The organism is Pseudomonas sp. P7548 (assembly GCF_013386585.1).
Taxonomy (GTDB): Bacteria; Pseudomonadota; Gammaproteobacteria; order Pseudomonadales; family Pseudomonadaceae; genus Aquipseudomonas.
On record NZ_JACARO010000007.1, the window covers coordinates 43,727 to 65,916 of the forward strand.

Sequence of the window (22,190 nt, forward strand, 5' to 3'; positions counted from 1 at the left end):
CGCCACTGTGCTGCTTGTGTCACTGAGAATCTCTACACGATATGTTGAATTTCGATCCAACCATCTCCAAGAATTTTTCCTGCTCTTTGCACTCAGTCTCGGCCAGGGCTTTTCCTGAGTCGCAGTTAACTTTGTCCAAGGAGATACACCATGTCTAATCGCCAAACTGGTACCGTTAAGTGGTTCAACGATGAAAAAGGCTTCGGCTTCATCACTCCACAATCCGGTGACGACCTGTTCGTTCACTTCAAAGCTATCCAATCCGACGGCTTCAAAAGCCTGAAAGAAGGCCAACAGGTTTCTTTCATCGCTACCCGCGGTCAGAAAGGCATGCAAGCTGAAGAAGTTCAAGTTATCTAACTTGTACTGACTTAGTCGAAAAGACCCCGCCCTTAAAAGCGGGGTTTTTTTATGCCTGTAATTTGGTGTTGGTACCCCTTGTAGGAGCCCGGCTTGCCGGCGATGGCGATCTCAGAGCTGCCATCGCCGGCAAGCCGGGCTCCTACAGGGGACGTGTTGGTTATGAATGATCAGCACACAGCAAAACGCCCGGTGCACTCCCATGCACCGGGCGTTTTGTTATAGCCGTCTTAATCGTTACTGGAACAACGACTCACTCGACAAGCCATTCTTCTCGAGGATCTCACGCAAGCGCTTGAGGCCCTCCACCTGGATCTGGCGCACCCGCTCGCGGGTCAGGCCGATCTCCAGGCCTACATCCTCCAGAGTGCTGCTCTCATGGCCGCGCAGACCGAAGCGGCGAATCACCACCTCACGCTGCTTGTCCGTGAGCTCCGACAGCCACTGGTCAATGCTTTGGGAAAGATCATCGTCCTGCAACAGCTCGCAAGGATCTGTAGGACGATCATCCGTCAGGGTGTCCAGCAGGGTTTTATCCGAATCCGGACCCAGCGAGACGTCGACCGAAGACACACGCTCGTTCAGACCAAGCATGCGCTTGACCTCCCCTACCGGTTTTTCCAGCAGGTTGGCGATTTCTTCGGGCGAAGGTTCATGATCGAGTTTCTGGGTAAGCTCACGCGCCGCCCGCAGGTAGACGTTGAGCTCCTTGACCACATGGATCGGCAACCGGATCGTGCGGGTCTGATTCATGATCGCCCGTTCGATGGTCTGGCGAATCCACCAGGTAGCATAGGTTGAAAAGCGGAAACCCCGCTCAGGGTCGAACTTCTCCACCGCCCGGATCAGGCCCAGGTTGCCCTCCTCGATCAGATCCAACAGGGAGAGCCCACGATTGACATAGCGTCGGGCGATTTTCACCACCAGCCGCAGGTTGCTTTCAATCATGCGCTTGCGCCCAGCCGGATCGCCCTTTTGCGACAATCGCGCAAAATGGACTTCTTCTTCGGGAGTCAGCAGAGGGGAAAAGCCGATTTCATTGAGGTACAGCTGGGTCGCGTCGAGCGCCCGTGTGTAGTCAATGTACTTGTGTTGCTTTAACGCGGTGGAGTTCTTGGATTTGGTGCGAACTGAAGGTGCAGCTGACCCCTCATTATTCGACATCGATTCCGTATCGATGGGTTCTCCCATAAGGAGAAGCTCATCGTCGATGTCAAACTCCGGCGCTTCTTTACTGAGAGCCATTGTTATAGTCCTTTGGTGAGTTCGACCTCAAGCTCAAGCGACGCCTTTATCCTTGGCAACGCTGGAGCCTGTTCCTTCTACGTGAGGGAACAGGCTGTGCAACACATCAACGACGGGGCAGGAATTGCAGCGGATCTACAGGCTTCCCTTGGCGGCGAATCTCAAAGTGCAGTTTCACCCGGTCTGTACCAGTTGACCCCATTTCGGCAATTGTCTGTCCGACTTTGACCTGCTGCCCCTCCCGAACCAACAGCCTACGGTTGTGACCGTAAGCACTGACGTAGGTATCGCTGTGTTTGATGATGACCAGCTCGCCGTAGCCCCGTAAACCACTCCCGGCGTACACCACTGTCCCATCAGACGCAGCTAAAACAGGCTGTCCCAAATCTCCGGCGATATCAATGCCTTTATTCAAACTACCGTTTGAAGAGAATTTTCCAATCAACACGCCGTTTGAAGGCCATCCCCAACCCGTCGGCGCAGGGCCTGGAGGTGGCAACGGCGCAGGTGTCGGCTTGCTCGCAACCGTAGGCGCAGCGGTGCCTGCAGGGCGGGTGATGATGGTGGTCTTGCTCGAAGACGAGGGCGAAGATCCGGTGTTTGTCACAACTCTCGTAGGCGTTGAACCCGTACGCCCGTCAAAGCGAATGACCTGACCTATTTGTATCGTATAGGGGACAGGAATATTGTTACGAGCTGCGAGCGCCTTGTAATCCCAGCCGTAGCGAAAGGCGATTGAGAACAGCGTGTCCCCCTTTCGTACTACATATTGCCCGGTGGTGACCGTCGGCTTCTGGGGTACGGCACTGGCGTTGTTGCGGTCGACAACCCGCGCACCACTGGAGGGAGAGCTGGAGCAGCCCGCCAACAAGGAACTCAAGACAAGGCCAAGCACCAGTCGCTGAAAACTTGTTTTACTCATACGCTGCGCAAGACCTGTGAGACTCACCCGCCGCTCCCTTTGTGGTGGCTGAACATGAATGCCTGTATCAGGCTTGAAATATGACGCAAGTATAACTGGGCATTGGTTTTTTACCGGCACACGGCTGAAACGAAAAATTCATCGTGTTTAAAACCGAAAGCCAAGCATGTTGACTCTATAGACCCCGCCGTAAGACACATCGCCACCGACAGAATTCACTGCCCGCGAACAAATGATCAGGCCAGCGGGCCATTGAGCAACGGCACAAAGCGCACGGCGCCCAGTACATGCCGTGAAAAACCTTCGTCCTCACGGATAATGAGCATCAATTGTTGCACTTCGCCGGAGCCCACCGGGATCACCAACCGCCCGCCAGGCGCCAGTTGATCGAGCAGTGCCTGGGGAACATCGGTCGCCACGGCGGTGACAATGATGCCGTTGTACGGCGCAAGTGCCGGCCAGCCTTCCCAGCCATCTCCCCAGCGGAACACCACGTTGCGCAGGTTCAACTCCACCAGGCGTTCCTTGGCGCGGTCCTGCAGGACCTTGATGCGCTCCACCGAGAACACACGCTCCACCAGTTGCGACAGCACGGCGGTCTGGTAGCCCGAGCCGGTGCCGATCTCCAGCACCTTGTCCAACGGCCCCGCCGCCAGCAGCAACTCGCTCATGCGCGCAACCATATAAGGCTGGGAGATGGTCTGGTTGTGGCCGATCGGCAAAGCGGTGTCTTCGTAGGCGCGGTGCGCCAGGGCTTCATCGACAAACAAGTGCCGTGGCGTGCGCCGGATCACTTCCAGCACCTGCGCATTGGACAAGCCTTCTTCATACAGGCGCTGGATCAAACGCTCACGGGTGCGCTGGGAGGTCATCCCGATGCCACGGCGCAACAGGTCATCCTGTTCACGAGCCATCAGCGCAGCCCCTCCAGCCAGCCATCGAGACCACTGAAGGCATCACTGAAGGTGCGATCAAGTTGCAGCGGGGTAATCGAGACATAACCTTGCATCACCGCATGAAAGTCCGTGCCGGAGCCACCGTCTTCGGCATCGCCCGCTGCGGCAATCCAATAGCCTTCCTTGCCACGCGGGTCGACCACCTTCAACGGCGCCGCGGCACGGGCACGATGGCCCAGGCGCGTGAGCTGGATACCGCGGATGTGGTCGAGCGGCAGGTTGGGAATATTGACGTTGAGCACCGTGCGCGGCGGCAGGTCCAGTGAACCGTGGGCCTCCACCAGCTTGCGCGCGAAATAGGCGGCTGTGGGCAGGTTATCCAGTTGCCGCGAAGCGAACGAAAAGGCAAACGAGGTCCGGCCGAGAAAGCGCCCTTCAAGGGCCGCCGCCACCGTGCCGGAATACAGCACGTCATCGCCCAGGTTGGCGCCGAGGTTGATCCCCGACACTACCAGGTCCGGCTCAAGGTCCAGCAGGCTGTTGATTGCCAGATGCACACAGTCGGTGGGCGTGCCGTTCACACTGATAAAGCCATTGGCCAGGACTTGCGGGTGCAGCGGACGGTCGAGCGTCAGCGAACTGCTGGCGCCGCTCTTGTCCTGGTCCGGGGCGACCACCACGCATTCGGCATAATCCTGCAGCGCAGCATAGAGCGCGGCAAGGCCAGGTGCGGTGGCACCGTCATCGTTTGATATCAGAATACGCATGGGTTGTCCGTCTGCCCCACCGGCACCAGATCAACAAGCTCGCGCACCAAGACAGTGGCGAAGCATCCGGCCGGCAGGACGAATTCCAATTGCAGAATGTCCAGCGACGGATAATGCCACGTCAACCCGCCAATGGGCAGTCGCAGAATGCGACGTTCCTGGCTCATGCCCGCCTTCGCCAGCCAATCGCGCAAGTCCGCTTCACCGGCGGCGACCGACTGCTCCAGTTCAAAGGTTGCGCCCGTGGCCGGTGAATCACCCTCGCCCCACTGTGGCCCGGTGGGATGCAGGTCGAGAATCGCCAGGCGCGGGTCGCTGCATTCAGCCTCCCCGGCCGGGAAGAAACTGCGGCTGTCGGTGAACGCCAGCAGATCACCGACTTGCGCACGCTGCCAGGAGCCATCGGCCACCCGCGCCGCCAGCACTTTGTTGAACAGGTAACTGCGTGCCGTGGACAGCAGGCGCGAGCGCACATTGCGCTGCTCCGGCAAGGCTTTGCGCGCCGCCCACTCACGGGCGTCCACCACATTGCCACCGTTGTGGCCAAAGCGCTGGGCGCCGAAATAGTTGGGAATGCCGTGTTGCGCAATCAGTTGCAACCGCGCATCGATGGCAGCGGTGTCACCGGCCAGCTGGGTCAGGCGCAGGGTGAAACCATTGGCCGAATGCGCGCCGCGTTGCAGCTTGCGTTTGTGACGCACGATTTTCAGGATCTTGAGCGTGTCGTTTTCCGCACCACTCATGTCCGGGTCGGCCTTGCCGGGCAGTTGCACGCTGAACCACTGGCGGGTCAGCGCCTGGCGATCCTTGAGCCCGGCATAGCTGACCGTGCGCAACGGCACGCCCGCCGCCTTGGCGATACGCCGTGCGGCCTCTTCGGTATTGAGCCCGCGCTTCTCCACCCACAGCCAGAGGTGCTCGCCGTCGCCGGTCAGCGGGATGTCCAGCACTTCGTCGACCTGGAAGTCTTCAGCCGTGGCTTTGAGTACCGCGCTGCCCAAGGCCTCGCCATAGGCCCGCGGGCCCAGCAGTTGCAGGTCATTCATGCGCGCAGCAACAAGGCAACGGCGTGCACCGCGATGCCCTCTTCACGACCGGTAAACCCGAGCTTTTCGGTGGTGGTGGCTTTCACGTTCACTTGATCCAGTTCAATTTGCAGGTCTGCGGCGATCAGCGCCCGCATCGACTCGATATGCGGCGCCATTTTCGGCGCCTGGGCCACGATGGTGTTGTCGACGTTGCCGACCTTCCAGCCCTTGGCATGGATCAGGCCGACCACGTGACGCAATAGCACACGGCTGTCCGCGCCCTTGAAGGTCGGGTCGGTGTCCGGAAAATGCTTGCCGATGTCGCCCAACGCCGCAGCGCCGAGCAAGGCATCGCTCAAGGCATGCAACACGACATCGCCGTCGGAATGAGCCAGCAACCCATGGTGATGTGCAATGCGCACGCCACCCAGGGTGATGAAATCGCCGTCGGCGAAACGGTGCACATCATAGCCGTGACCAATACGCATAAAAAAACGCCCCGATTTAATTCAGGGCGTGATTCTACCTACTTTTGCCTCACATTAACCGAGCAAAGCACGTCCGTGATGACGCAAATGATCGTCAATGAAGCTGGCGATAAAGAAGTAGCTGTGGTCATAGCCGGGTTGCAGGCGCAGTTCCAGCGGATGGTTGGCCGCCTTGGCAGCTTGCTGCAGGGCTTCGGGCTTGAGCTGGACCGCGAGGAAATCGTCGCGGTCGCCCTGGTCCACCAGCAGTGGCAGTTTTTCCGAGGCTTCGCTGATCAGCACACAGGCGTCCCATTCGCGCCACTTAGAGCGCTCTTCGCCCAAATAACGCGAGAAGGCCTTCTGGCCCCACGGGCAATCCATCGGGTTGTTGATCGGCGAGAACGCCGACACCGATTGGTAACGCCCGGGGTTGCGCAGCGCACACACCAGCGCGCCGTGGCCACCCATGGAGTGACCACTGATGCCACGCTTGTCCGAAGCCGGGAAATGCGCTTCAACCAGTGCCGGCAATTCCTGCACTACGTAGTCATGCATCCGATAGTGCTTGGCCCAAGGCTCCTGCGTGGCATTCAGATAGAAGCCCGCACCGAGGCCGAAATCCCAGGCGTTGTCCGGGTCGCCCGGCACACCGGGGCCACGGGGGCTGGTGTCCGGTGCCACGATGATCAACCCCAGTTCGGCCGCCATGCGCTGGGCGCCGGCCTTTTGCATGAAGTTTTCATCCGTGCAGGTCAGGCCGGACAGCCAGTACAACACCGGCAGCTTGCCGCCCTGCTCCGCTTGCGGCGGCAGGTAGACGGCGAAGGTCATGTCGCAACCGAGCACATCGGAATGATGCTTGTAGCGTTTATGCCAGCCGCCGAAGCTCTTCTGGCACGACAGGTTTTCCAGACTCATGGCCGACCTCAGAAGTGGATGACGGTACGAATGCTCTTGCCTTCATGCATCAGGTCAAACGCTTTGTTGATGTCTTCCAAGCCCATGGTGTGGGTGATGAAGGTGTCCAGCGGGATCTCGCCGGTCTGGGCCATTTCCACGTAGCTTGGCAACTCGCTGCGGCCGCGCACGCCGCCGAACGCCGAACCGCGCCAGACGCGCCCGGTAACCAGCTGGAATGGGCGGGTAGCAATTTCCTGGCCGGCACCGGCCACGCCGATGATCACCGACTCGCCCCAGCCCTTGTGGCAGCACTCGAGGGCGGCGCGCATCAGTTGCACGTTGCCGATGCACTCGAAGGAGAAGTCCACGCCGCCGTCGGTGAGGTCGACGATCACGTCCTGGATCGGGCGGTCGTAGTCTTTCGGGTTGATGCAATCGGTAGCGCCCAGCTGCTTGGCGATTTCGAACTTGGCCGGGTTGATGTCGATGGCAATGATGCGACCGGCCTTAGCCTTCACCGCGCCGATCACCGCTGACAAACCGATACCGCCCAGGCCGAAGATGGCCACGGTGTCGCCTGGCTTGACCTTGGCGGTGTTGATCACCGCACCGATGCCAGTGGTGACGCCGCACCCCAGCAGGCAGACTTTTTCCAGCGGCGCTTCTTTAGGAATCTTGGCCACGGAAATTTCCGGCAGCACGGTGTACTCGGAGAAGGTCGAAGTCCCCATGTAGTGGAAAATCGGCTGGCCCTTGTAGGAGAAGCGCGTGGTGCCATCCGGCATCAGGCCCTTGCCCTGGGTGGAGCGAATGGCCTGGCACAGGTTGGTCTTGCCCGACAGGCAGAATTTGCACTTGCCGCATTCCGGGGTGTACAGGGGGATCACGTGGTCGCCCACGGCCACCGACGTCACGCCCTCGCCGATCGCTTCAACCACCGCGCCGCCTTCGTGGCCGAGGATCGACGGGAAGATACCTTCCGGGTCTGCGCCCGACAGGGTGTAGGCGTCGGTATGGCATACGCCGGACGCAACCACGCGCAACAGCACTTCGCCCGCCTTGGGCATGGCCACATCCACTTCAACGATCTCGAGGGGCTTCTTGGCTTCGAAGGCTACGGCGGCGCGGGACTTGATCATCCGGGTTTCTCCAGGGGGTTAAAAACTGAGACGGCGAGTGTAAAACATGGCCTGTTGATTAATAATCCAACCAAAAGCAAAACTTTATTGCTGTACGGGGATAATCACCATGCTGGAAAACCGCTGGGAAGGCATCGATGAGTTCGTCGCTGTAGCCGAATGCAGCCAATTCACCGCCGCGGCCGAGCGACTCGGGGTGTCTTCGTCCCACATCAGCCGGCAGGTGGCACGCTTGGAAGAACGCCTGCAAACCCGCCTGCTCTATCGCAGTACGCGCAAGGTCACCCTGACCGAGGCCGGCCAGACCTTTCTGCAGCATTGCCAGCGCCTGCAGGATGGCCGCGAAGAAGCCCTGCGCGCAGTCGGCGACCTCACCAGTGAGCCCAAGGGCATGTTGCGCATGACCTGCGCCGTGGCGTACGGCGAGCGCTTTATCGTGCCGCTGGTCACGCGGTTCATGGCGCTCTACCCGCAATTGCGCGTGGACATTGAGCTGACCAACCGCCAATTGGACCTGGTGCACGAAGGCCTCGACCTGGCGATCCGCCTGGGCCGCCTGCAGGATTCACGCATGGTTGCCAGCCGCCTGGCGCCCCGGCGCATGTACTTGTGCGCTTCGCCGTCCTACTTGGAACGGTATGGTCGGCCACATAGCTTGTCGGAATTGAGTCGGCACAATTGCCTGATCGGCAGCTCGGATATCTGGCAACTGGCTCAGGACGGGCGGGAATTCTCCCAGCGCGTGCAGGGAAACTGGCGCTGCAACAGTGGGCAGGCGGTGCTGGATGCCGCACTTCAGGGCGTGGGGTTGTGCCAGTTGCCGGATTATTACGTGCTGGAGCATTTGCACAGCGGTGCGCTGGTGTCTCTGTTGGAAGCGCATCAACCGCCGAATACGGCGGTGTGGGCGTTGTATCCGCAGCAGCGGCATCTGTCGCCGAAAGTGCGCAAGTTGGTGGATTTTTTGAAGGTGGGGTTGGCACAGCGGCCTGAGTACAGCGTGTAAGTATGGGTTGTTTGTGCTGGCCTCTTCGCGAGCAAGCCCGCTCCCACATTCGACCGTATTTCTCCAGAATGTACGCGGTCAAATGTGGGAGCGGGCTTGCTCGCGAAAGAGTCGACGCGGTGCAATTGACTAGTGCCGGTTAGCCCACCGCAATCTGAGCCACTCCAGATCTTCCGGCCGGGTTACTTTGATATTGTCCGAGCGCCCTTCAATCAGGCGCGGTGCCTGGCCCGACCATTCCATAGCCGAGGCCTCGTCGGTGATCACCGCATCGGCCACCAGGCTGTCAGCCAGCGCACGGTGCAAGGCCCCCAGGCGGAACATCTGCGGCGTGTAGGCCTGCCAGATCAAACTGCGGTCGACGGTTTCCACCACCCGACCGCGCTTGTCGACGCGCTTGAGCGTGTCGCGGGCCGGCACCGCCAGCAGGCCGCCCACCGGGTCGTCCGCCAGCTCGGCAAGCAAGTGGTCCAGGTCATCGCGACTCAGGTTCGGCCGCGCCGCATCATGCACCAACACCCAGTCGTCATCGCTGGCACCCAGGGCATTGAGGTGCAGCAAGGCATTGAGCACCGAGCCCGATCGTTCCGAGCCGCCGTCCGCACGCTGAATGCGCGGGTCGGCCGCACACGCCAGGGCAGGCCAATAAGGATCATCAGAAGCAAGACTGACCACCAGGCCCTTGAGGCAAGGATGGTCGAGGAAACAGCCGAGGCTGTGTTCAAGAATAGTGCGCCCGCCCAGTTGCAAGTACTGTTTGGGACGGTCCGCAGCCATACGGGCACCCACGCCCGCGGCAGGAATCACGGCCCAGAAGGCCGGTAGGGAGTTGCTCATTGGGCCAACTGGTAGAGGGTTTCGCCCTCCTTGACCATGCCCAATTCATGACGAGCCCGTTCCTCAACGGTCTCCGTGCCTTTTTTCAACTCAAGCACTTCAGCATCGAGGACGCGGTTGCGCTCCAGCAGACGTTCGTTTTCGGCATGCTGGTCGGCAATTTGCTGGGTCAGTTCTTTCACCTGCGCAAAGCTACCATTACCCACCCAAAGGCGGTATTGCAGGCCAGCCAGCAACAAGAGCAAGACGAGGAACAACCAATTGGGACTGCGCATCGAAATCCGGGTATCCAGTAAAAAAAGACAGCCATGCAAAACTTTTGAAGCAACTGATAGCACGAAGCCTGGAAAAACCAGGCTTGTGCTTGATAGCCATCAGATTAGCGCCGAAATCCACTCCATCGAGTTTTTTCCGACGCAACCCGTCGACTTTTTACCATGCTTTACATCAAGTAGCGATCAGCCGCGGAACTCGCCACGACCGTTGTACTTGGCCTTGCCAGCCAGTTGCTCTTCGATGCGCAGCAATTGGTTGTACTTGGAAACACGGTCGGAACGGCACAGGGAACCGGTCTTGATCTGGCCCGCCGAAGTACCCACGGCCAGGTCGGCAATGGTGGAGTCTTCGGTTTCGCCGGAGCGGTGGGAGATCACGGCGGTATAACCCGCAGCCTTGGCCATCTGGATGGCTTCCAGGGTTTCGGTCAGGGTGCCGATCTGGTTGAACTTGATCAGGATCGAGTTGGCGATCGACTTGTCGATGCCCTCTTTCAGGATCTTGGTGTTGGTCACGAACAGGTCGTCGCCCACCAGTTGGATTTTCTCGCCGATCTTGTCGGTGAGGATTTTCCAGCCGTCCCAGTCGGACTCGTCCAGGCCGTCTTCGATCGAGATGATCGGGTAGCGCTCGGTCAGGCCTTTCAGGTAGTCAGCGAAACCTTCGGAGTTGAACACCTGGCCTTCGCCGGACAGGTTGTACTTGCCGTCTTCATAGAACTCGCTGGCCGCGCAGTCCAGGGCCAGGGTCACGTCGGTGCCCAGCTTGTAGCCAGCGTTGGCCACGGCTTCGGAGATCACTTTCAGTGCATCTTCGTTGGACGCCAGGTTTGGTGCGAAACCACCTTCGTCACCCACTGCAGTGCTCAGGCCACGGGCCTTCAGCACAGCCTTGAGGTGGTGGAAAATCTCGGTGCCCATGCGCAGGCCTTCGGAGAAGGTCTTGGCGCCAACCGGCTGCACCATGAATTCCTGGATGTCGACGTTGTTATCGGCGTGCTCGCCACCGTTGATGATGTTCATCATCGGTACCGGCATCGAGTACACACCCGGGGTGCCGTTCAAGTTGGCGATGTGAGCGTACAGCGGCAGGTCCTGGTCCTGGGCAGCAGCCTTGGCAGCGGCCAGGGACACGGCGAGGATGGCGTTGGCGCCCAGGCTGCCTTTGTTTTCGGTGCCATCGAGCTTGATCATCGCGTGGTCCAGGGCTTTCTGGTCCAGCGGATCCTTGCCCAGCAACAGGTCACGGATCGGGCCGTTGATGTTGGCTACAGCCTTGAGTACACCCTTGCCCAGGTAACGGCTCTTGTCGCCATCACGCAGTTCCAGCGCTTCGCGCGAACCGGTAGAAGCACCGGACGGCGCGCAGGCGCTGCCGATGATGCCGTTATCGAGAAGCACGTCAGCTTCGACGGTGGGGTTGCCACGGGAGTCGAGAACTTCACGACCTTTGATGTCGACGATTTTTGCCATTGTTGTAAACACTCCAAAGTTGACGAAAACGACGCAGCTGAAGGAAATCTTTTGACCGACCGCAAGGGTGGAACAACGAGGCAGGCTTGCAGACGACAAGGCTCAGGCCCGTAGGCCTGAGCGTAAAGCGTGGGAAATTCTACCGGAGAAACGCGGCTTACGCGGTCTCTACCGTCGGAAAACTCTTGACCAGTTCGTCCAACTGCTTGAGCTGGGCCAGGAACGGCTCCAGCTTGTCCAGGCGCAGGGCGCAAGGGCCATCGCACTTGGCGTTGTCCGGGTCCGGGTGGGCCTCCAGGAACAGGCCCGCCAGCGACTGGCTGATGCCCGCCTTGGCCAGGTCCAGCACCTGGGCACGACGCCCGCCCGCGGAGTCGGCACGACCACCGGGCATTTGCAGCGCGTGGGTCACGTCGAAGAACACCGGGTATTCGAACTGTTTCATGATGCCGAAACCGAGCATGTCCACCACGAGGTTGTTGTAGCCGAAGCTCGAACCCCGCTCGCAGAGGATCAACTGGTCGTTACCCGCTTCCACGCACTTGTTCAGGATGTGTTTCATCTCCTGGGGCGCGAGGAACTGGGCTTTCTTGATATTGATCACAGCGCCGGTCTTGGCCATCGCGACGACCAGGTCGGTCTGGCGCGACAGGAAGGCCGGCAACTGGATGATGTCGCACACCTCGGCGACCACGGCAGCCTGCTCAGGCTCGTGGACGTCGGTGATGATCGGCACGCCGAAGGCTTGCTTGATGTCCTGGAAGATCCGCATGCCTTCTTCAAGGCCCGGGCCGCGATAGGAGGTCACGGACGAACGGTTGGCCTTGTCGAAGCTGGCCTTGAATACGTAAGGGATACCGAGTTTCTCGGTGACCTTGACGTACTCTTCACAGACCTGCATCGCCATGTCGCGGCTTTCCAGCACGTTCATGCCGCCAAACAGCACCATGGGCTTGTCGTTGGCAATCTCGATGTCGCCGACGCGAATGATCTTCTGGGCCATCAGGGTTACGCCTTCTTCTGGTGTTGCGTCAGTGCAGCCTTGACGAAACCGCTGAACAGCGGGTGACCGTCACGCGGCGTCGAAGTGAACTCAGGGTGGAACTGGCACGCCACGAACCATGGATGATCCGGTGCTTCAACCACTTCAACCAGCGCGCCATCACCGGAGCGGCCGGAGATTTTCAGGCCAGCTTCTTTGATCTGCGGCAGCAGGTTGTTGTTCACTTCGTAGCGGTGACGGTGACGCTCGACGATCACGTCCTTGCCGTAGCAGTCGTGAACCAGCGAGCCCGGCTCCAGCAGGCAATCTTGCGCGCCGAGGCGCATGGTGCCGCCCAGGTCGGACGCTTCGGTACGGACTTCAACAGCGCCGGTGGCATCTTCCCACTCGGTGATCAGGCCCACGACCGGGTGGCCGCTCTTGCTGTCGAACTCGGTGGAGTTGGCGTCTTTCCAGCCCAGCACGTTACGGGCGAACTCGATGACGGCCACTTGCATGCCCAGGCAGATCCCCAGGTACGGCACCTTGTTCTCACGAGCGTACTGCACGGCAGTGATCTTGCCTTCCACGCCACGCAGGCCGAAACCGCCCGGGACGAGGATCGCGTCGACACCTTCGAGCAGCGCAGTGCCCTGGTTCTCGATGTCTTCAGAGTCGATGTAGCGCAGGTTGACCTTGGTACGGTTGCTGATACCGGCGTGGCTCATCGCTTCGATCAGCGACTTGTACGCGTCCAGCAGCTCCATGTACTTGCCGACCATGGCGATGGTGACTTCGTGCTCAGGGTTGAGCTTGGCGTCGACCACGGCGTCCCACTCGGACAGGTCCGCACCACCGCATTGCAGGCCGAAACGCTCGACCACAAAATCATCCAGGCCCTGCGAGTGCAGGATGCCCGGGATCTTGTAGATGGTGTCGGCGTCTTCCAGCGCGATCACCGCACGTTCTTCAACGTTGGTGAACTGCGCGATCTTGCGACGCGAGGAAATGTCGATCGGGTGATCGGAGCGGCACACCAGCACGTCCGGCTGCAGGCCGATGGAACGCAGTTCCTTGACCGAGTGCTGGGTTGGCTTGGTTTTGGTCTCGCCGGCGGTGGCGATGTACGGCACCAGGGTGAGGTGCATGAGCATCGCGCGCTTGGCGCCGACTTCGAAACGCAACTGGCGGATGGCTTCGAGGAACGGTTGGGATTCGATGTCACCCACGGTGCCACCGATCTCGACCATCGCCACGTCGGCATCGCCTGCACCCTTGATGATGCGGCGCTTGATCTCGTCGGTGATGTGCGGGATCACCTGGATGGTTGCACCCAGGTAGTCACCACGGCGCTCTTTGCGCAGCACGTGCTCGTAGACACGGCCAGTGGTGAAGTTGTTGTTCTGGGTCATGGTCGTGCGGATGAACCGCTCGTAGTGGCCCAGGTCCAGGTCGGTCTCGGCGCCGTCGTGGGTGACGAACACTTCACCGTGCTGGAACGGGCTCATGGTGCCCGGGTCAACGTTGATGTACGGGTCCAGCTTGAGCATGGTGACCTTAAGTCCCCGCGCCTCCAGGATGGCCGCCAATGAAGCGGAGGCAATGCCTTTCCCCAATGAAGAAACAACACCGCCCGTGACGAATATGTAGCGCGTCATGAAAAACCCTAGAAGTCTGCGTTAAAGCGGTCCGAGCCGCCGGGGAAAGCGAAGGAAGGCCGAAGCCCCCGATCACCTGCATTAATCACAGTGCACCTTTCAAAAAAACCGCCGCGTTGTGACAGACCAGCAGTGAAACACCGGTACGTTGATCGCTACACATTTTTTGGAATCGCCCAGCAAAGACTGCTTGGTAATCGGCAACTGCTGCGATTCAGGAGAATCCACAGAAGTTGTATCAAGAAGGGAGCGTAGTCTACCGGAAAGGCTCTATCAGCTCAAACCTCTATCGCAGCTCTGTGGCACCCAATGCAATTGCCAGTCACTTGCCGGGCCGCGCCACAGCCCGGCAAGGGTTGGGGCAGCCAGCAATTGCTCGCCCTGATACAGCAGCGGCAATCTGCCACGCACGAACCCCGGCAACCCACACTCATTCAGCAGGCGCTTCAAGTCTCGCCGGCCGCGACCTGGCACTTCCACGATTTCGCCTCCCCGGCGATAGCGAACCTCGAACGGCCCTTCGGGCACCTTGCCGACGATTTCCAGCTCGCCATTACCGGGCAACGCCAATGTTTTTTCTGGACAAGTCCAACTCACTGCGTCGCCCGAAAAATCCGACCAAGTGACAGGCAACCACCAGATACGCTCGCCACAACGGTGCAATTCACCGTCCGCCAGGCGCCATAGGGGCTGCGCGTCACCCTTGGCATCGCGCAAGGCATCCCAGCCAGCCCAGTGGTCACTGTCGGGCAAACGGGTCAGTGGGTTCAGCCAATGACGCAAGGCATTGCGCTGGCGGGCGCCGGAAAGCTCGCACAAGGGCGCAAGAGCCAAGGACGGCAAGGGCAGCCAGGGAAAGGGTGAGGGTGAGGGTTGATCGGCAGCGTGCAGATCCATCCGAGCCAGCTCATCCAGCAGGCCCTGGGCTTCACTCAGATGCTCCGCAGTACGCGCCAGGCTTGAGACGGCCTGGGGCCAGCGCTCGGTGAGCACGGGAAACACGCGATGACGCAGGTAATTGCGGGAGAATCGCGGGTCGGCGTTGGAGGGGTCTTCGATCCATTTGAGCTGATGCGCGTGGGCGTAGGCTTCCAGCGCTTCACGGGAGACATCCAGCAGTGGCCGCACCAGGTAACCATCCGCCAATGGGCGCTGCACCGCCATTGCCGCCAACCCGCGCACACCTGCCCCGCGCAGCAAGCGGAAGAGCAGGGTTTCAGCCTGGTCATCGCGATGCTGGCCCGTCAGCAGCACGTGCCCTGCCCCGATCACTTCGGCGAAGGCCTGGTAGCGTGCGTCGCGGGCAGCACGCTCAAGGCTGGCACCGGGCCGGACCTGCACGCGCATGATCCGCAGGGGCACGCCCAACGTGTCGCATACCGACTGGCAATGCTCCGGCCACAGGTCAGCAGTTGCTTGCAGGCCATGGTGAACATGCACAGCACTGAGGGGTGGCAAGGTTTCGGTGTTTGCCAAAGAGGCCAGGAGGTGCAGCAGGACGGTGGAATCAAGGCCACCCGAGAATGCGATGTGCCAGGCCGGGGCATTGCGCCAGGGGGCCAGGGTTTGCAGGAGTTTGCCGGACAGAGCTGGTTTCATCACAGGTTACCGCTGCAAATCTGGAGTACGTCAGCCCAGCATACACAAAGCAAATGTGGGAGCTGGCTTGTGTGGGAGCTGGCTTGCCTGCGATAGCATCACCTCGGTACAACTGCATAACCGAGGCGCCTGCATCGCGGGCAAGCCACGCTCCCACACAAGCTGGCCCCCACATTGGGTATTGCGTGGGTCTTAGAGACCGTAGCTCATCAGGCGCTCGTAGCGACGGGCCAGCAGCGCTTCGTTATCCAGCTTCTTAAGCATCGCCAGTTGCGATGCCAGTTCAGCACGGATGGTGGCAGACGCGGCAGCCGGGTCGCGGTGGGCACCGCCCAATGGCTCGGCGATGACCTTGTCCACGATGCCCAAGCCCTTGAGGCGATCTGCGGTGATGCCCATGGCTTCGGCAGCGTCCGGCGCCTTTTCTGCGGTTTTCCACAGGATCGAGGCGCAACCTTCCGGCGAGATCACCGCGTAGGTCGAGTATTGCAGCATGTTCAGTTGGTCGCACACGCCAATGGCCAGTGCACCACCGGAACCCCCTTCACCAATCACGGTGGCGATGATCGGGGTTTTCAGGCGGGCCATGACGCGCAGGTTCCAGGCGATGGCTTCGCTCTGGTTGCGTTCTTCGGCGTCGATACCTGGGTAAGCACCCGGGGTGTCGATGAAGGTCAGGATCGGCATCTTGAAACGTTCAGCCATTTCCATCAGGCGGCACGCCTTGCGGTAGCCTTCCGGACGCGGCATGCCGAAGTTGCGGCGCACCTTCTCGCGCACTTCACGGCCTTTCTGGTGGCCGATCACCATCACCGGCTGGTCGTCCAGGCGAGCGATACCGCCCACGATGGCCGCGTCGTCGGAGAAGTGACGGTCGCCGTGCAGCTCGTCGAACTCGGTGAAGATGTGCTGGATGTAGTCCAGGGTGTACGGACGGCGCGGGTGGCGGGCCAGGCGCGCGATCTGCCAGCTGGTCAGCTTGCCGAAGATGTCTTCGGTGAGCGTCTTGCTCTTGTCTTGCAGGCGGGAGATTTCATCGCCGATATTCAGCGAATTGTCATTGCCGACCAGGCGCAGCTCTTCGATCTTGGCTTGCAGGTCAGCGATCGGCTGTTCGAAATCAAGAAAATTCGGGTTCATAAGCGTCCGTCTTGGGTCGACGGCCAGGGAGTGCCTGGCCAGCCGGTTGTCTATTCGCGCCCTACCTTAAGGGAGAGGCGCGTTTAGGTCGAGATTAAATGTTCAGTCGAGATCAGGTGCCCTGACCGTCAACGGTATTGGAGGAAGACGTTGTCTCGCCCGAACTGGTCACGCAAAGCTTGAATCAAGCCATCGGCGGGATCAATTCGCCAGGTCTCGCCAAACTGCAACATGGCCTTGGCGTCGCTGCCGGTGTACTCCATGGTCACCGGGCACGCGCCACGGTGGCGTTTGAGCAGGTCACCCAACCAGCGTAGCTGATCGCCCTTGAGCGCCTCGGTTTTCACCTTCAAGCGCAGACTTTCGGCCAGGTTGGTACGGGCATCTTCCATGCTCATCACCCGCTTGATCCGCAGGCGCAGGCCACCGGAGAAGTCGTCGTTGCTGACCTCACCTTCCACCACCACCATGGCGTCGGTCTGCAGCAGCGACTGGGCGGAGTGGAATGCGTCGGCAAACAGTGACGCTTCGATACGACCCGAGCGGTCGTCGAGGGTGATGAAGCCCATCTTGTCGCCCTTTTTGTTCTTCATTACCCGCAGGGCGATGATCATGCCGGCAACGGTCTGGGTATCCCGCGCAGGCTTGAGGTCGATGATGCGCTGACGGGCAAAGCGGCGGATCTCGCCTTCGTACTCGTCAATCGGGTGACCGGTGAGGTACAGGCCCAAGGTGTCTTTTTCACCCTTGAGGCGCTCCTTGAGGGTCAGCTCCTTGGCCTTGCGGTGGTTAGCGTACACATCGGCATCTTCCTCGACGAACAGCCCGCCAAACAGGTCGGCGTGACCACTGTCGTGGGTGCGCGCGGTTTGCTCGGCGGCCTTGATCGCTTCCTCCATCGCGGTCAGCAGCACCGCGCGATTGCGATCGATGTTCGCCTGGTAGGCCTTGGGCTCATCATGAAAATACGGGCCAAGACGGTCGAGCGCGCCGCTGCGGATCAGGCCATCGAGGGTACGTTTGTTGATGCGCTTGAGGTCGACCCGCGCGCAGAAGTCGAACAGATCCTTGAACGGCCCGTCCTGGCGCGCTTCGGTGATGGCTTCCACCGGGCCTTCGCCCACGCCCTTGATCGCGCCCAGGCCATAGATGATGCGGCCTTCGTCGTTCACCGTGAACTTGAACTCCGAGGCGTTCACGTCCGGCGCGTCGAGGCGCAGCTTCATGGTGCGCACTTCCTCGATCAAGGTCACGACCTTGTCGGTGTTGTGCATATCCGCCGAGAGCACCGCGGCCATGAACGGCGCCGGGTAGTGGGCTTTCAGCCAGGCGGTCTGGTACGACACCAGGCCGTAGGCGGCGGAGTGGGATTTGTTGAAGCCGTAACCCGCGAATTTCTCTACCAGGTCGAAAATGTTACCGGCCAGGTCCGCGTCAATATTGTTGGTGGCGCAACCTTCAATGAAACCGCCGCGCTGCTTGGCCATTTCCTCGGGTTTTTTCTTACCCATGGCTCGACGCAGCATGTCTGCGCCGCCGAGGGTGTAGCCGGCCATCACCTGGGCAATCTGCATCACCTGTTCCTGGTACAGGATGATGCCGTAGGTCGGTGCCAGTACGGGCTTGAGGCCTTCGTACTGGTAGTCGGAGTGCGGATACGCCAGCTCGGCGCGGCCGTGCTTACGGTTGATGAAGTCATCCACCATGCCCGATTGCAGCGGGCCCGGACGGAACAGGGCCACGAGTGCGATCAAGTCTTCCAGGCAGTCGGGCTTGAGCTTCTTGATCAGCTCCTTCATGCCGCGGGATTCAAGCTGGAACACCGCCGTGGTTTCGGCTTTTTGCAGCAGGGTGTAGGTCGGCTTGTCGTCCAGCGGGATGAACGCGATGTCCAGCGGCTCTTCGCCCACCTTGGCGCGGTCACGGTTGATGGTCTTGAGCGCCCAGTCGATGATCGTCAGGGTTCGCAGGCCGAGGAAGTCGAACTTCACCAGGCCGGCCGCCTCCACGTCATCCTTGTCGAACTGGGTTACCAGGCCGTCGCCTTCTTCGTCGCAATAGATCGGCGAAAAGTCGGTGAGTTTGGTGGGCGCAATAACCACACCACCGGCGTGCTTGCCGACGTTACGCACCACACCTTCGAGTTTGCGGGCCATGTCCCAGATTTCGGCGGCTTCTTCATCGACCTTGATGAAGTCACGCAGGATCTCTTCCTGCTCAAAGGCCTTTTCCAGGGTCATGCCGACTTCAAACGGAATCATCTTCGACAGGCGGTCCGCCAGGCCGTAGGACTTGCCCTGCACCCGCGCCACGTCGCGAATTACAGCCTTGGCGGCCATCGAACCGAAGGTGATGATCTGGCTGACCGCGTTGCGGCCGTATTTTTCGGCCACATATTCGATCACGCGGTCACGACCGTCCATGCAGAAGTCGACGTCGAAGTCGGGCATGGAAACCCGTTCCGGGTTCAGGAACCGTTCGAACAGCAGGTCATATTCCAGCGGGTCGAGGTCGGTGATCTTCTGCACATAGGCCACCAGCGAGCCAGCACCTGACCCCCGGCCAGGGCCCACCGGCACGCCGTTGTTCTTGGCCCACTGGATAAAGTCCATCACGATCAGGAAGTAACCGGGGAACCCCATCTGGATGATGATATCCAGCTCGAAATTCAGCCGGTCGACGTAGACCTGACGTTTGGCGTCGTAATCTTCGGTAGTGTCCTTGGGCAGCAGGACCGTGAGCCGCTCTTCCAGGCCATCGAACGATACCTTGCGGAAGTACTCATCGATGGTCATGCCATCGGGAATCGGGAAGTTGGGCAGGAAGTGCTTGCCCAGCTTCACTTCGATATTGCAGCGCTTGGCGATTTCGACGGAGTTTTCCAGGGCCTCGGGCAGGTCGCTGAACAGCTCGGCCATTTCCTCGGCGCTTTTGAGGTACTGCTCTTCGCTGTAGTTCTTGGAGCGGCGCGGGTCATCCAGCGCTCGGCCTTCACCGATGCACACGCGGGTTTCGTGGGCCTCGAAGTCTTCCTTCTTGATAAAGCGCACATCGTTGGTGGCCACCAGGGGTGCGCCCAGCTTGTCGGCCAGGGCGACGGCGGCGTGCAGGTGCTCTTCATCGTTGGGGCGGTTGGTGCGCTGGACTTCCAGGTAGAAACGCTCGGGAAAGACCTGCATCCACTCACTGGCCAGCACTTCGGCTTCCTGGGGGTTGCCACCCAGCAGCGCGATACCGATTTCGCCCTCTTTAGCGGCTGAGAGCATGATCAGGCCTTCGTTGGCCTCGGCGACCCATTCGCGCTCGATGATGATCGAGCCATTGCGCTGGCCGTCGATAAAACCGCGGGAAATCAATTCGGTGAGGTTGCGGTAACCGACGCCATTCATCGCCAGCAGGCTGATGCGGCTCAGTGGGTTATCCGGGTCTTTATTGGAGAGCCACAGGTCAGCGCCGCAGATCGGCTTGATGCCGGCGCCCATGGCGTTCTTGTAGAACTTGACCAGGGAACACATGTTGTTCTGATCGGTCACCGCGACCGCAGGCATGTTCATGCCCACCAGAGTCTTGACCAGCGGTTTGATCCGTACCAGGCCGTCGACCAGGGAGTATTCAGTGTGCAGGCGTAGGTGTACGAATGAAGCCGGCATAGTGATCTCTTATACGTGGAAAACAACAAGGCCCGGATTGTACCGGGCCTTGGCAAAAACATCAGCCTCGCGACTAAACCTCGCTCAGGCTCTCCCGCGCCTCGTAAGCCTGGCGCACCGGGGCGAACGAGCGGCGGTGGATCGGCGTGGGCCCCAGGCGAGCCAGGGCTTCCAGATGAACGGGCGTCGGGTAGCCTTTATGTCCACCTATGCCGTAGCCGGGGTAGATCAATTCGAAAGCCGCCATTTCACGGTCACGGCTGACCTTTGCCAGGATCGAGGCGGCGGCAATGGCTGGCACCTTGCTATCCCCCTTCACCACCGCTTCCGCCGGCATGGCCAGCTTGGGGCAACGGTTGCCGTCGATCATCGCCAGTTTTGGCGTGACGTGCAGGCCTTCCACCGCGCGCTGCATGGCCAGCATGGTGGCGTGGAGGATGTTCAATTCGTCGATTTCTTCGACTTCGGCTCGGGCAATATGCCAGCTCAGGGCTTTCTCGCAGATCTCGTCAAAAAGCTTTTCGCGACGAGCTTCGGTGAGTTTTTTCGAGTCGTTAAGGCCCAGGATCGGGCGGTTCGGATCAAGAATCACCGCAGCCGTCACCACGGCGCCACACAACGGGCCGCGTCCGACTTCATCAACGCCAGCCACCAGTTCGTGGGCTTCGGCAACCAGGCTGAAATCCAGGCCCATTTGCGTCGTCATAGGGTTTCCTGTTTGTGGCCGATCAAGGTCAGCACGGCATCTGCCGCCTGGTTCGACGCATCACGACGCAGGGTGCGGTGAATCTCGTCGAAGCCGCGGGTCTGCTCTTCGCCACCCTCGATCAGCGGGAAGAGGGTTTGCGCCAGGGCGTCCGGCGTCGCATCGTCCTGCAACAACTCCGGCACCAGCAGGCGCTGGGCCAGCAGGTTGGGCAAGGAGATGTAAGGGCTTTTGACCATGCGCTTGAGAATCCAAAAGGTCAGCGGCGCCAGACGATAGGCCACGACCATCGGGCGCTTGTACAGCAAGGCTTCCAGGGTAGCCGTGCCGGAGGCGATCAGCACTGCATCGCAGGCCGCCAGCGCCAGGTGCGACTGGCCATCAAGCAAGGTCAACGGCAGGTTGCGGCCTTCCAGCTGTGTTTCGATCTGTACTCGGCGTTGCGGGCTGGCACAGGGCAGCACAAAACGCACCCCAGGCTTCAAGGCCATCAGACGCTCGGCCGCATCGAAAAACAGGGCACCCAGGCGGCCGACTTCCCCGCCTCGACTGCCAGGCATCAACGCAACCAGCGGGCCATCGGCCAAGCCCAGTTCGGCCCGGGCCGCCGCGCGATCGGCCTGCAACGGAATGGTATCGGCCAGGGTATGCCCGACAAACCGCACCGGCACGCCCTTCTCTTCATAGAACCTGGCCTCGAACGGCAGCAGGGTCAGCATCAGGTCGCAGCCTTCACGGATCTTCAACACGCGCTTCTGCCGCCACGCCCACACGGACGGGCTGACGTAGTGCACGGTCTTGATGCCGGCCTGACGCAACCTGAGTTCGATATTGAGGGTGAAGTCGGGCGCGTCGATTCCGATGAAAACGTCAGGCTTTTCTTCAATGAGTGTCTGGATCAACAACTTGCGGCGGGCCAGCAACTCACGCAGCCGGCCCAACACTTCCACCAGCCCCATGACCGACAGGCGTTCCATGGGGAAGTAAGAGGTGAGGCCTTCGGCCTGCATCAATGGGCCACCAACCCCGATGAATTCCACTGCAGGATGCTGGGCCTTGAGGGCCCGCATCAAACCTGCGCCCAGAATATCGCCGGAAGCTTCCCCGGCCACCAGCGCGATACGCAGATTGGCCATG

Annotated in this window: 20 protein-coding genes; 2 read left to right on the top strand and 18 right to left on the bottom strand. The window is 60.4% G+C overall.

Annotated features, from left to right (window positions below; genetic code table 11):
• Positions 1–150 precede the first annotated feature (150 nt).
• Positions 151–360 (top strand): cold-shock protein, encoded by a 210-nt coding sequence (locus HX803_RS03415; protein ID WP_002554837.1) that lies wholly within the window; start codon positions 151–153, stop codon positions 358–360.
• Positions 361–597: 237 nt separating this feature from the next.
• Here the strand turns inward: HX803_RS03415 and rpoS are convergent, their stop codons facing one another.
• From rpoS to HX803_RS03455, 8 genes are all read right to left on the bottom strand, one after another.
• A complete protein-coding gene (rpoS, locus tag HX803_RS03420; protein ID WP_178919005.1) occupies positions 598–1,605 on the bottom strand; it encodes an RNA polymerase sigma factor RpoS in 1,008 nt (335 codons plus the stop codon).
• 106 nt (positions 1,606–1,711) lie between these two features.
• Positions 1,712–2,554 (bottom strand): peptidoglycan DD-metalloendopeptidase family protein, encoded by an 843-nt coding sequence (locus tag HX803_RS03425; protein ID WP_178919007.1) that lies wholly within the window; start codon positions 2,552–2,554, stop codon positions 1,712–1,714.
• Between the two features lie 209 nt (positions 2,555–2,763).
• A complete protein-coding gene (locus HX803_RS03430) occupies positions 2,764–3,399 on the bottom strand; it encodes a protein-L-isoaspartate(D-aspartate) O-methyltransferase (protein ID WP_169850588.1) in 636 nt (211 codons plus the stop codon).
• A 41-nt stretch (positions 3,400–3,440) separates the two neighbouring features.
• Positions 3,441–4,190, bottom strand: coding sequence for a 5'/3'-nucleotidase SurE (gene surE, locus HX803_RS03435; protein ID WP_178919009.1), 750 nt, complete (start codon positions 4,188–4,190; stop codon positions 3,441–3,443).
• Positions 4,178–5,236 (bottom strand): tRNA pseudouridine(13) synthase TruD, encoded by a 1,059-nt coding sequence (gene truD / locus HX803_RS03440; protein ID WP_178919011.1) that lies wholly within the window; start codon positions 5,234–5,236, stop codon positions 4,178–4,180. The genes surE and truD overlap by 13 nt, the downstream gene beginning before the upstream one ends.
• Complete coding sequence (gene ispF, locus HX803_RS03445) at positions 5,233–5,706, bottom strand: 2-C-methyl-D-erythritol 2,4-cyclodiphosphate synthase (RefSeq protein ID WP_178919013.1); 474 nt, start codon at positions 5,704–5,706, stop codon at positions 5,233–5,235. The genes truD and ispF overlap by 4 nt, the downstream gene beginning before the upstream one ends.
• Positions 5,707–5,760: 54 nt before the next feature.
• Positions 5,761–6,606, bottom strand: coding sequence for an S-formylglutathione hydrolase (gene fghA / locus HX803_RS03450; protein WP_176994706.1), 846 nt, complete (start codon positions 6,604–6,606; stop codon positions 5,761–5,763).
• An 8-nt stretch (positions 6,607–6,614) separates the two neighbouring features.
• Complete coding sequence (locus tag HX803_RS03455) at positions 6,615–7,727, bottom strand: S-(hydroxymethyl)glutathione dehydrogenase/class III alcohol dehydrogenase (RefSeq protein WP_010212435.1); 1,113 nt, start codon at positions 7,725–7,727, stop codon at positions 6,615–6,617.
• Positions 7,728–7,836: 109 nt separating this feature from the next.
• Between HX803_RS03455 and HX803_RS03460 the strand changes: the two genes are divergently transcribed.
• Positions 7,837–8,733, top strand: a complete 897-nt coding sequence (locus HX803_RS03460) for a LysR substrate-binding domain-containing protein (protein ID WP_178919015.1) — start codon at positions 7,837–7,839, stop codon at positions 8,731–8,733.
• 129 nt (positions 8,734–8,862) lie between these two features.
• Here HX803_RS03460 and ispD read toward each other — a convergent pair whose 3' ends face one another.
• The 10 genes from ispD to lpxB all read right to left on the bottom strand — a co-directional run bounded on the left by ispD (position 8,863) and on the right by lpxB (position 22,189).
• Entirely contained in the window at positions 8,863–9,570 is a 708-nt protein-coding gene (gene ispD, locus HX803_RS03465) for a 2-C-methyl-D-erythritol 4-phosphate cytidylyltransferase (RefSeq protein WP_178919016.1), read from the bottom strand.
• On the bottom strand, positions 9,567–9,845 hold the full coding sequence (gene ftsB / locus HX803_RS03470) for a cell division protein FtsB (RefSeq protein ID WP_017137157.1): 279 nt from the start codon (positions 9,843–9,845) through the stop codon (positions 9,567–9,569). Before ftsB ends, ispD begins: the two co-directional genes overlap by 4 nt.
• Before the next feature lie 183 nt (positions 9,846–10,028).
• Entirely contained in the window at positions 10,029–11,318 is a 1,290-nt protein-coding gene (eno, locus tag HX803_RS03475) for a phosphopyruvate hydratase (RefSeq protein ID WP_178919017.1), read from the bottom strand.
• A 157-nt stretch (positions 11,319–11,475) separates the two neighbouring features.
• A complete protein-coding gene (gene kdsA / locus HX803_RS03480) occupies positions 11,476–12,321 on the bottom strand; it encodes a 3-deoxy-8-phosphooctulonate synthase (RefSeq protein WP_010212442.1) in 846 nt (281 codons plus the stop codon).
• A 5-nt stretch (positions 12,322–12,326) separates the two neighbouring features.
• A complete protein-coding gene (locus HX803_RS03485) occupies positions 12,327–13,958 on the bottom strand; it encodes a CTP synthase (RefSeq protein ID WP_034096253.1) in 1,632 nt (543 codons plus the stop codon).
• 273 nt (positions 13,959–14,231) lie between these two features.
• Positions 14,232–15,557, bottom strand: coding sequence for a tRNA lysidine(34) synthetase TilS (gene tilS, locus HX803_RS03490; protein WP_178919018.1), 1,326 nt, complete (start codon positions 15,555–15,557; stop codon positions 14,232–14,234).
• Between the two features lie 192 nt (positions 15,558–15,749).
• Entirely contained in the window at positions 15,750–16,697 is a 948-nt protein-coding gene (locus tag HX803_RS03495; protein WP_016974415.1) for an acetyl-CoA carboxylase carboxyltransferase subunit alpha, read from the bottom strand.
• A 128-nt stretch (positions 16,698–16,825) separates the two neighbouring features.
• Positions 16,826–20,347 (bottom strand): DNA polymerase III subunit alpha, encoded by a 3,522-nt coding sequence (dnaE, locus tag HX803_RS03500; RefSeq protein WP_178919019.1) that lies wholly within the window; start codon positions 20,345–20,347, stop codon positions 16,826–16,828.
• A 73-nt stretch (positions 20,348–20,420) separates the two neighbouring features.
• Complete coding sequence (gene rnhB / locus HX803_RS03505; RefSeq protein ID WP_178919020.1) at positions 20,421–21,053, bottom strand: ribonuclease HII; 633 nt, start codon at positions 21,051–21,053, stop codon at positions 20,421–20,423.
• Positions 21,050–22,189, bottom strand: a complete 1,140-nt coding sequence (lpxB, locus tag HX803_RS03510; protein ID WP_178919021.1) for a lipid-A-disaccharide synthase — start codon at positions 22,187–22,189, stop codon at positions 21,050–21,052. Before lpxB ends, rnhB begins: the two co-directional genes overlap by 4 nt.
• Position 22,190: the final 1 nt, after the last annotated feature.

Excerpts from the sequence above, each read along its gene's own strand:
- HX803_RS03415 (WP_002554837.1), top strand. The coding sequence starts at position 151 with ATGTCTAATCGCCAAACTGGTACCGTTAAGTGGTTCAACGATGAAAAA.
- rpoS (WP_178919005.1), bottom strand. The coding sequence starts at position 1,605 with ATGGCTCTCAGTAAAGAAGCGCCGGAGTTTGACATCGACGATGAGCTT.
- HX803_RS03430 (WP_169850588.1), bottom strand. The coding sequence starts at position 3,399 with ATGACCTCCCAGCGCACCCGTGAGCGTTTGATCCAGCGCCTGTATGAA.
- surE (WP_178919009.1), bottom strand. The coding sequence starts at position 4,190 with ATGCGTATTCTGATATCAAACGATGACGGTGCCACCGCACCTGGCCTT.
- truD (WP_178919011.1), bottom strand. The coding sequence starts at position 5,236 with ATGAATGACCTGCAACTGCTGGGCCCGCGGGCCTATGGCGAGGCCTTG.
- ispF (WP_178919013.1), bottom strand. The coding sequence starts at position 5,706 with ATGCGTATTGGTCACGGCTATGATGTGCACCGTTTCGCCGACGGCGAT.
- fghA (WP_176994706.1), bottom strand. The coding sequence starts at position 6,606 with ATGAGTCTGGAAAACCTGTCGTGCCAGAAGAGCTTCGGCGGCTGGCAT.
- HX803_RS03455 (WP_010212435.1), bottom strand. The coding sequence starts at position 7,727 with ATGATCAAGTCCCGCGCCGCCGTAGCCTTCGAAGCCAAGAAGCCCCTC.
- HX803_RS03460 (WP_178919015.1), top strand. The coding sequence starts at position 7,837 with ATGCTGGAAAACCGCTGGGAAGGCATCGATGAGTTCGTCGCTGTAGCC.
- ispD (WP_178919016.1), bottom strand. The coding sequence starts at position 9,570 with ATGAGCAACTCCCTACCGGCCTTCTGGGCCGTGATTCCTGCCGCGGGC.
- ftsB (WP_017137157.1), bottom strand. The coding sequence starts at position 9,845 with ATGCGCAGTCCCAATTGGTTGTTCCTCGTCTTGCTCTTGTTGCTGGCT.
- eno (WP_178919017.1), bottom strand. The coding sequence starts at position 11,318 with ATGGCAAAAATCGTCGACATCAAAGGTCGTGAAGTTCTCGACTCCCGT.
- kdsA (WP_010212442.1), bottom strand. The coding sequence starts at position 12,321 with ATGGCCCAGAAGATCATTCGCGTCGGCGACATCGAGATTGCCAACGAC.
- HX803_RS03485 (WP_034096253.1), bottom strand. The coding sequence starts at position 13,958 with ATGACGCGCTACATATTCGTCACGGGCGGTGTTGTTTCTTCATTGGGG.
- tilS (WP_178919018.1), bottom strand. The coding sequence starts at position 15,557 with ATGAAACCAGCTCTGTCCGGCAAACTCCTGCAAACCCTGGCCCCCTGG.
- HX803_RS03495 (WP_016974415.1), bottom strand. The coding sequence starts at position 16,697 with ATGAACCCGAATTTTCTTGATTTCGAACAGCCGATCGCTGACCTGCAA.
- dnaE (WP_178919019.1), bottom strand. The coding sequence starts at position 20,347 with ATGCCGGCTTCATTCGTACACCTACGCCTGCACACTGAATACTCCCTG.
- rnhB (WP_178919020.1), bottom strand. The coding sequence starts at position 21,053 with ATGACGACGCAAATGGGCCTGGATTTCAGCCTGGTTGCCGAAGCCCAC.
- lpxB (WP_178919021.1), bottom strand. The coding sequence starts at position 22,189 with ATGGCCAATCTGCGTATCGCGCTGGTGGCCGGGGAAGCTTCCGGCGAT.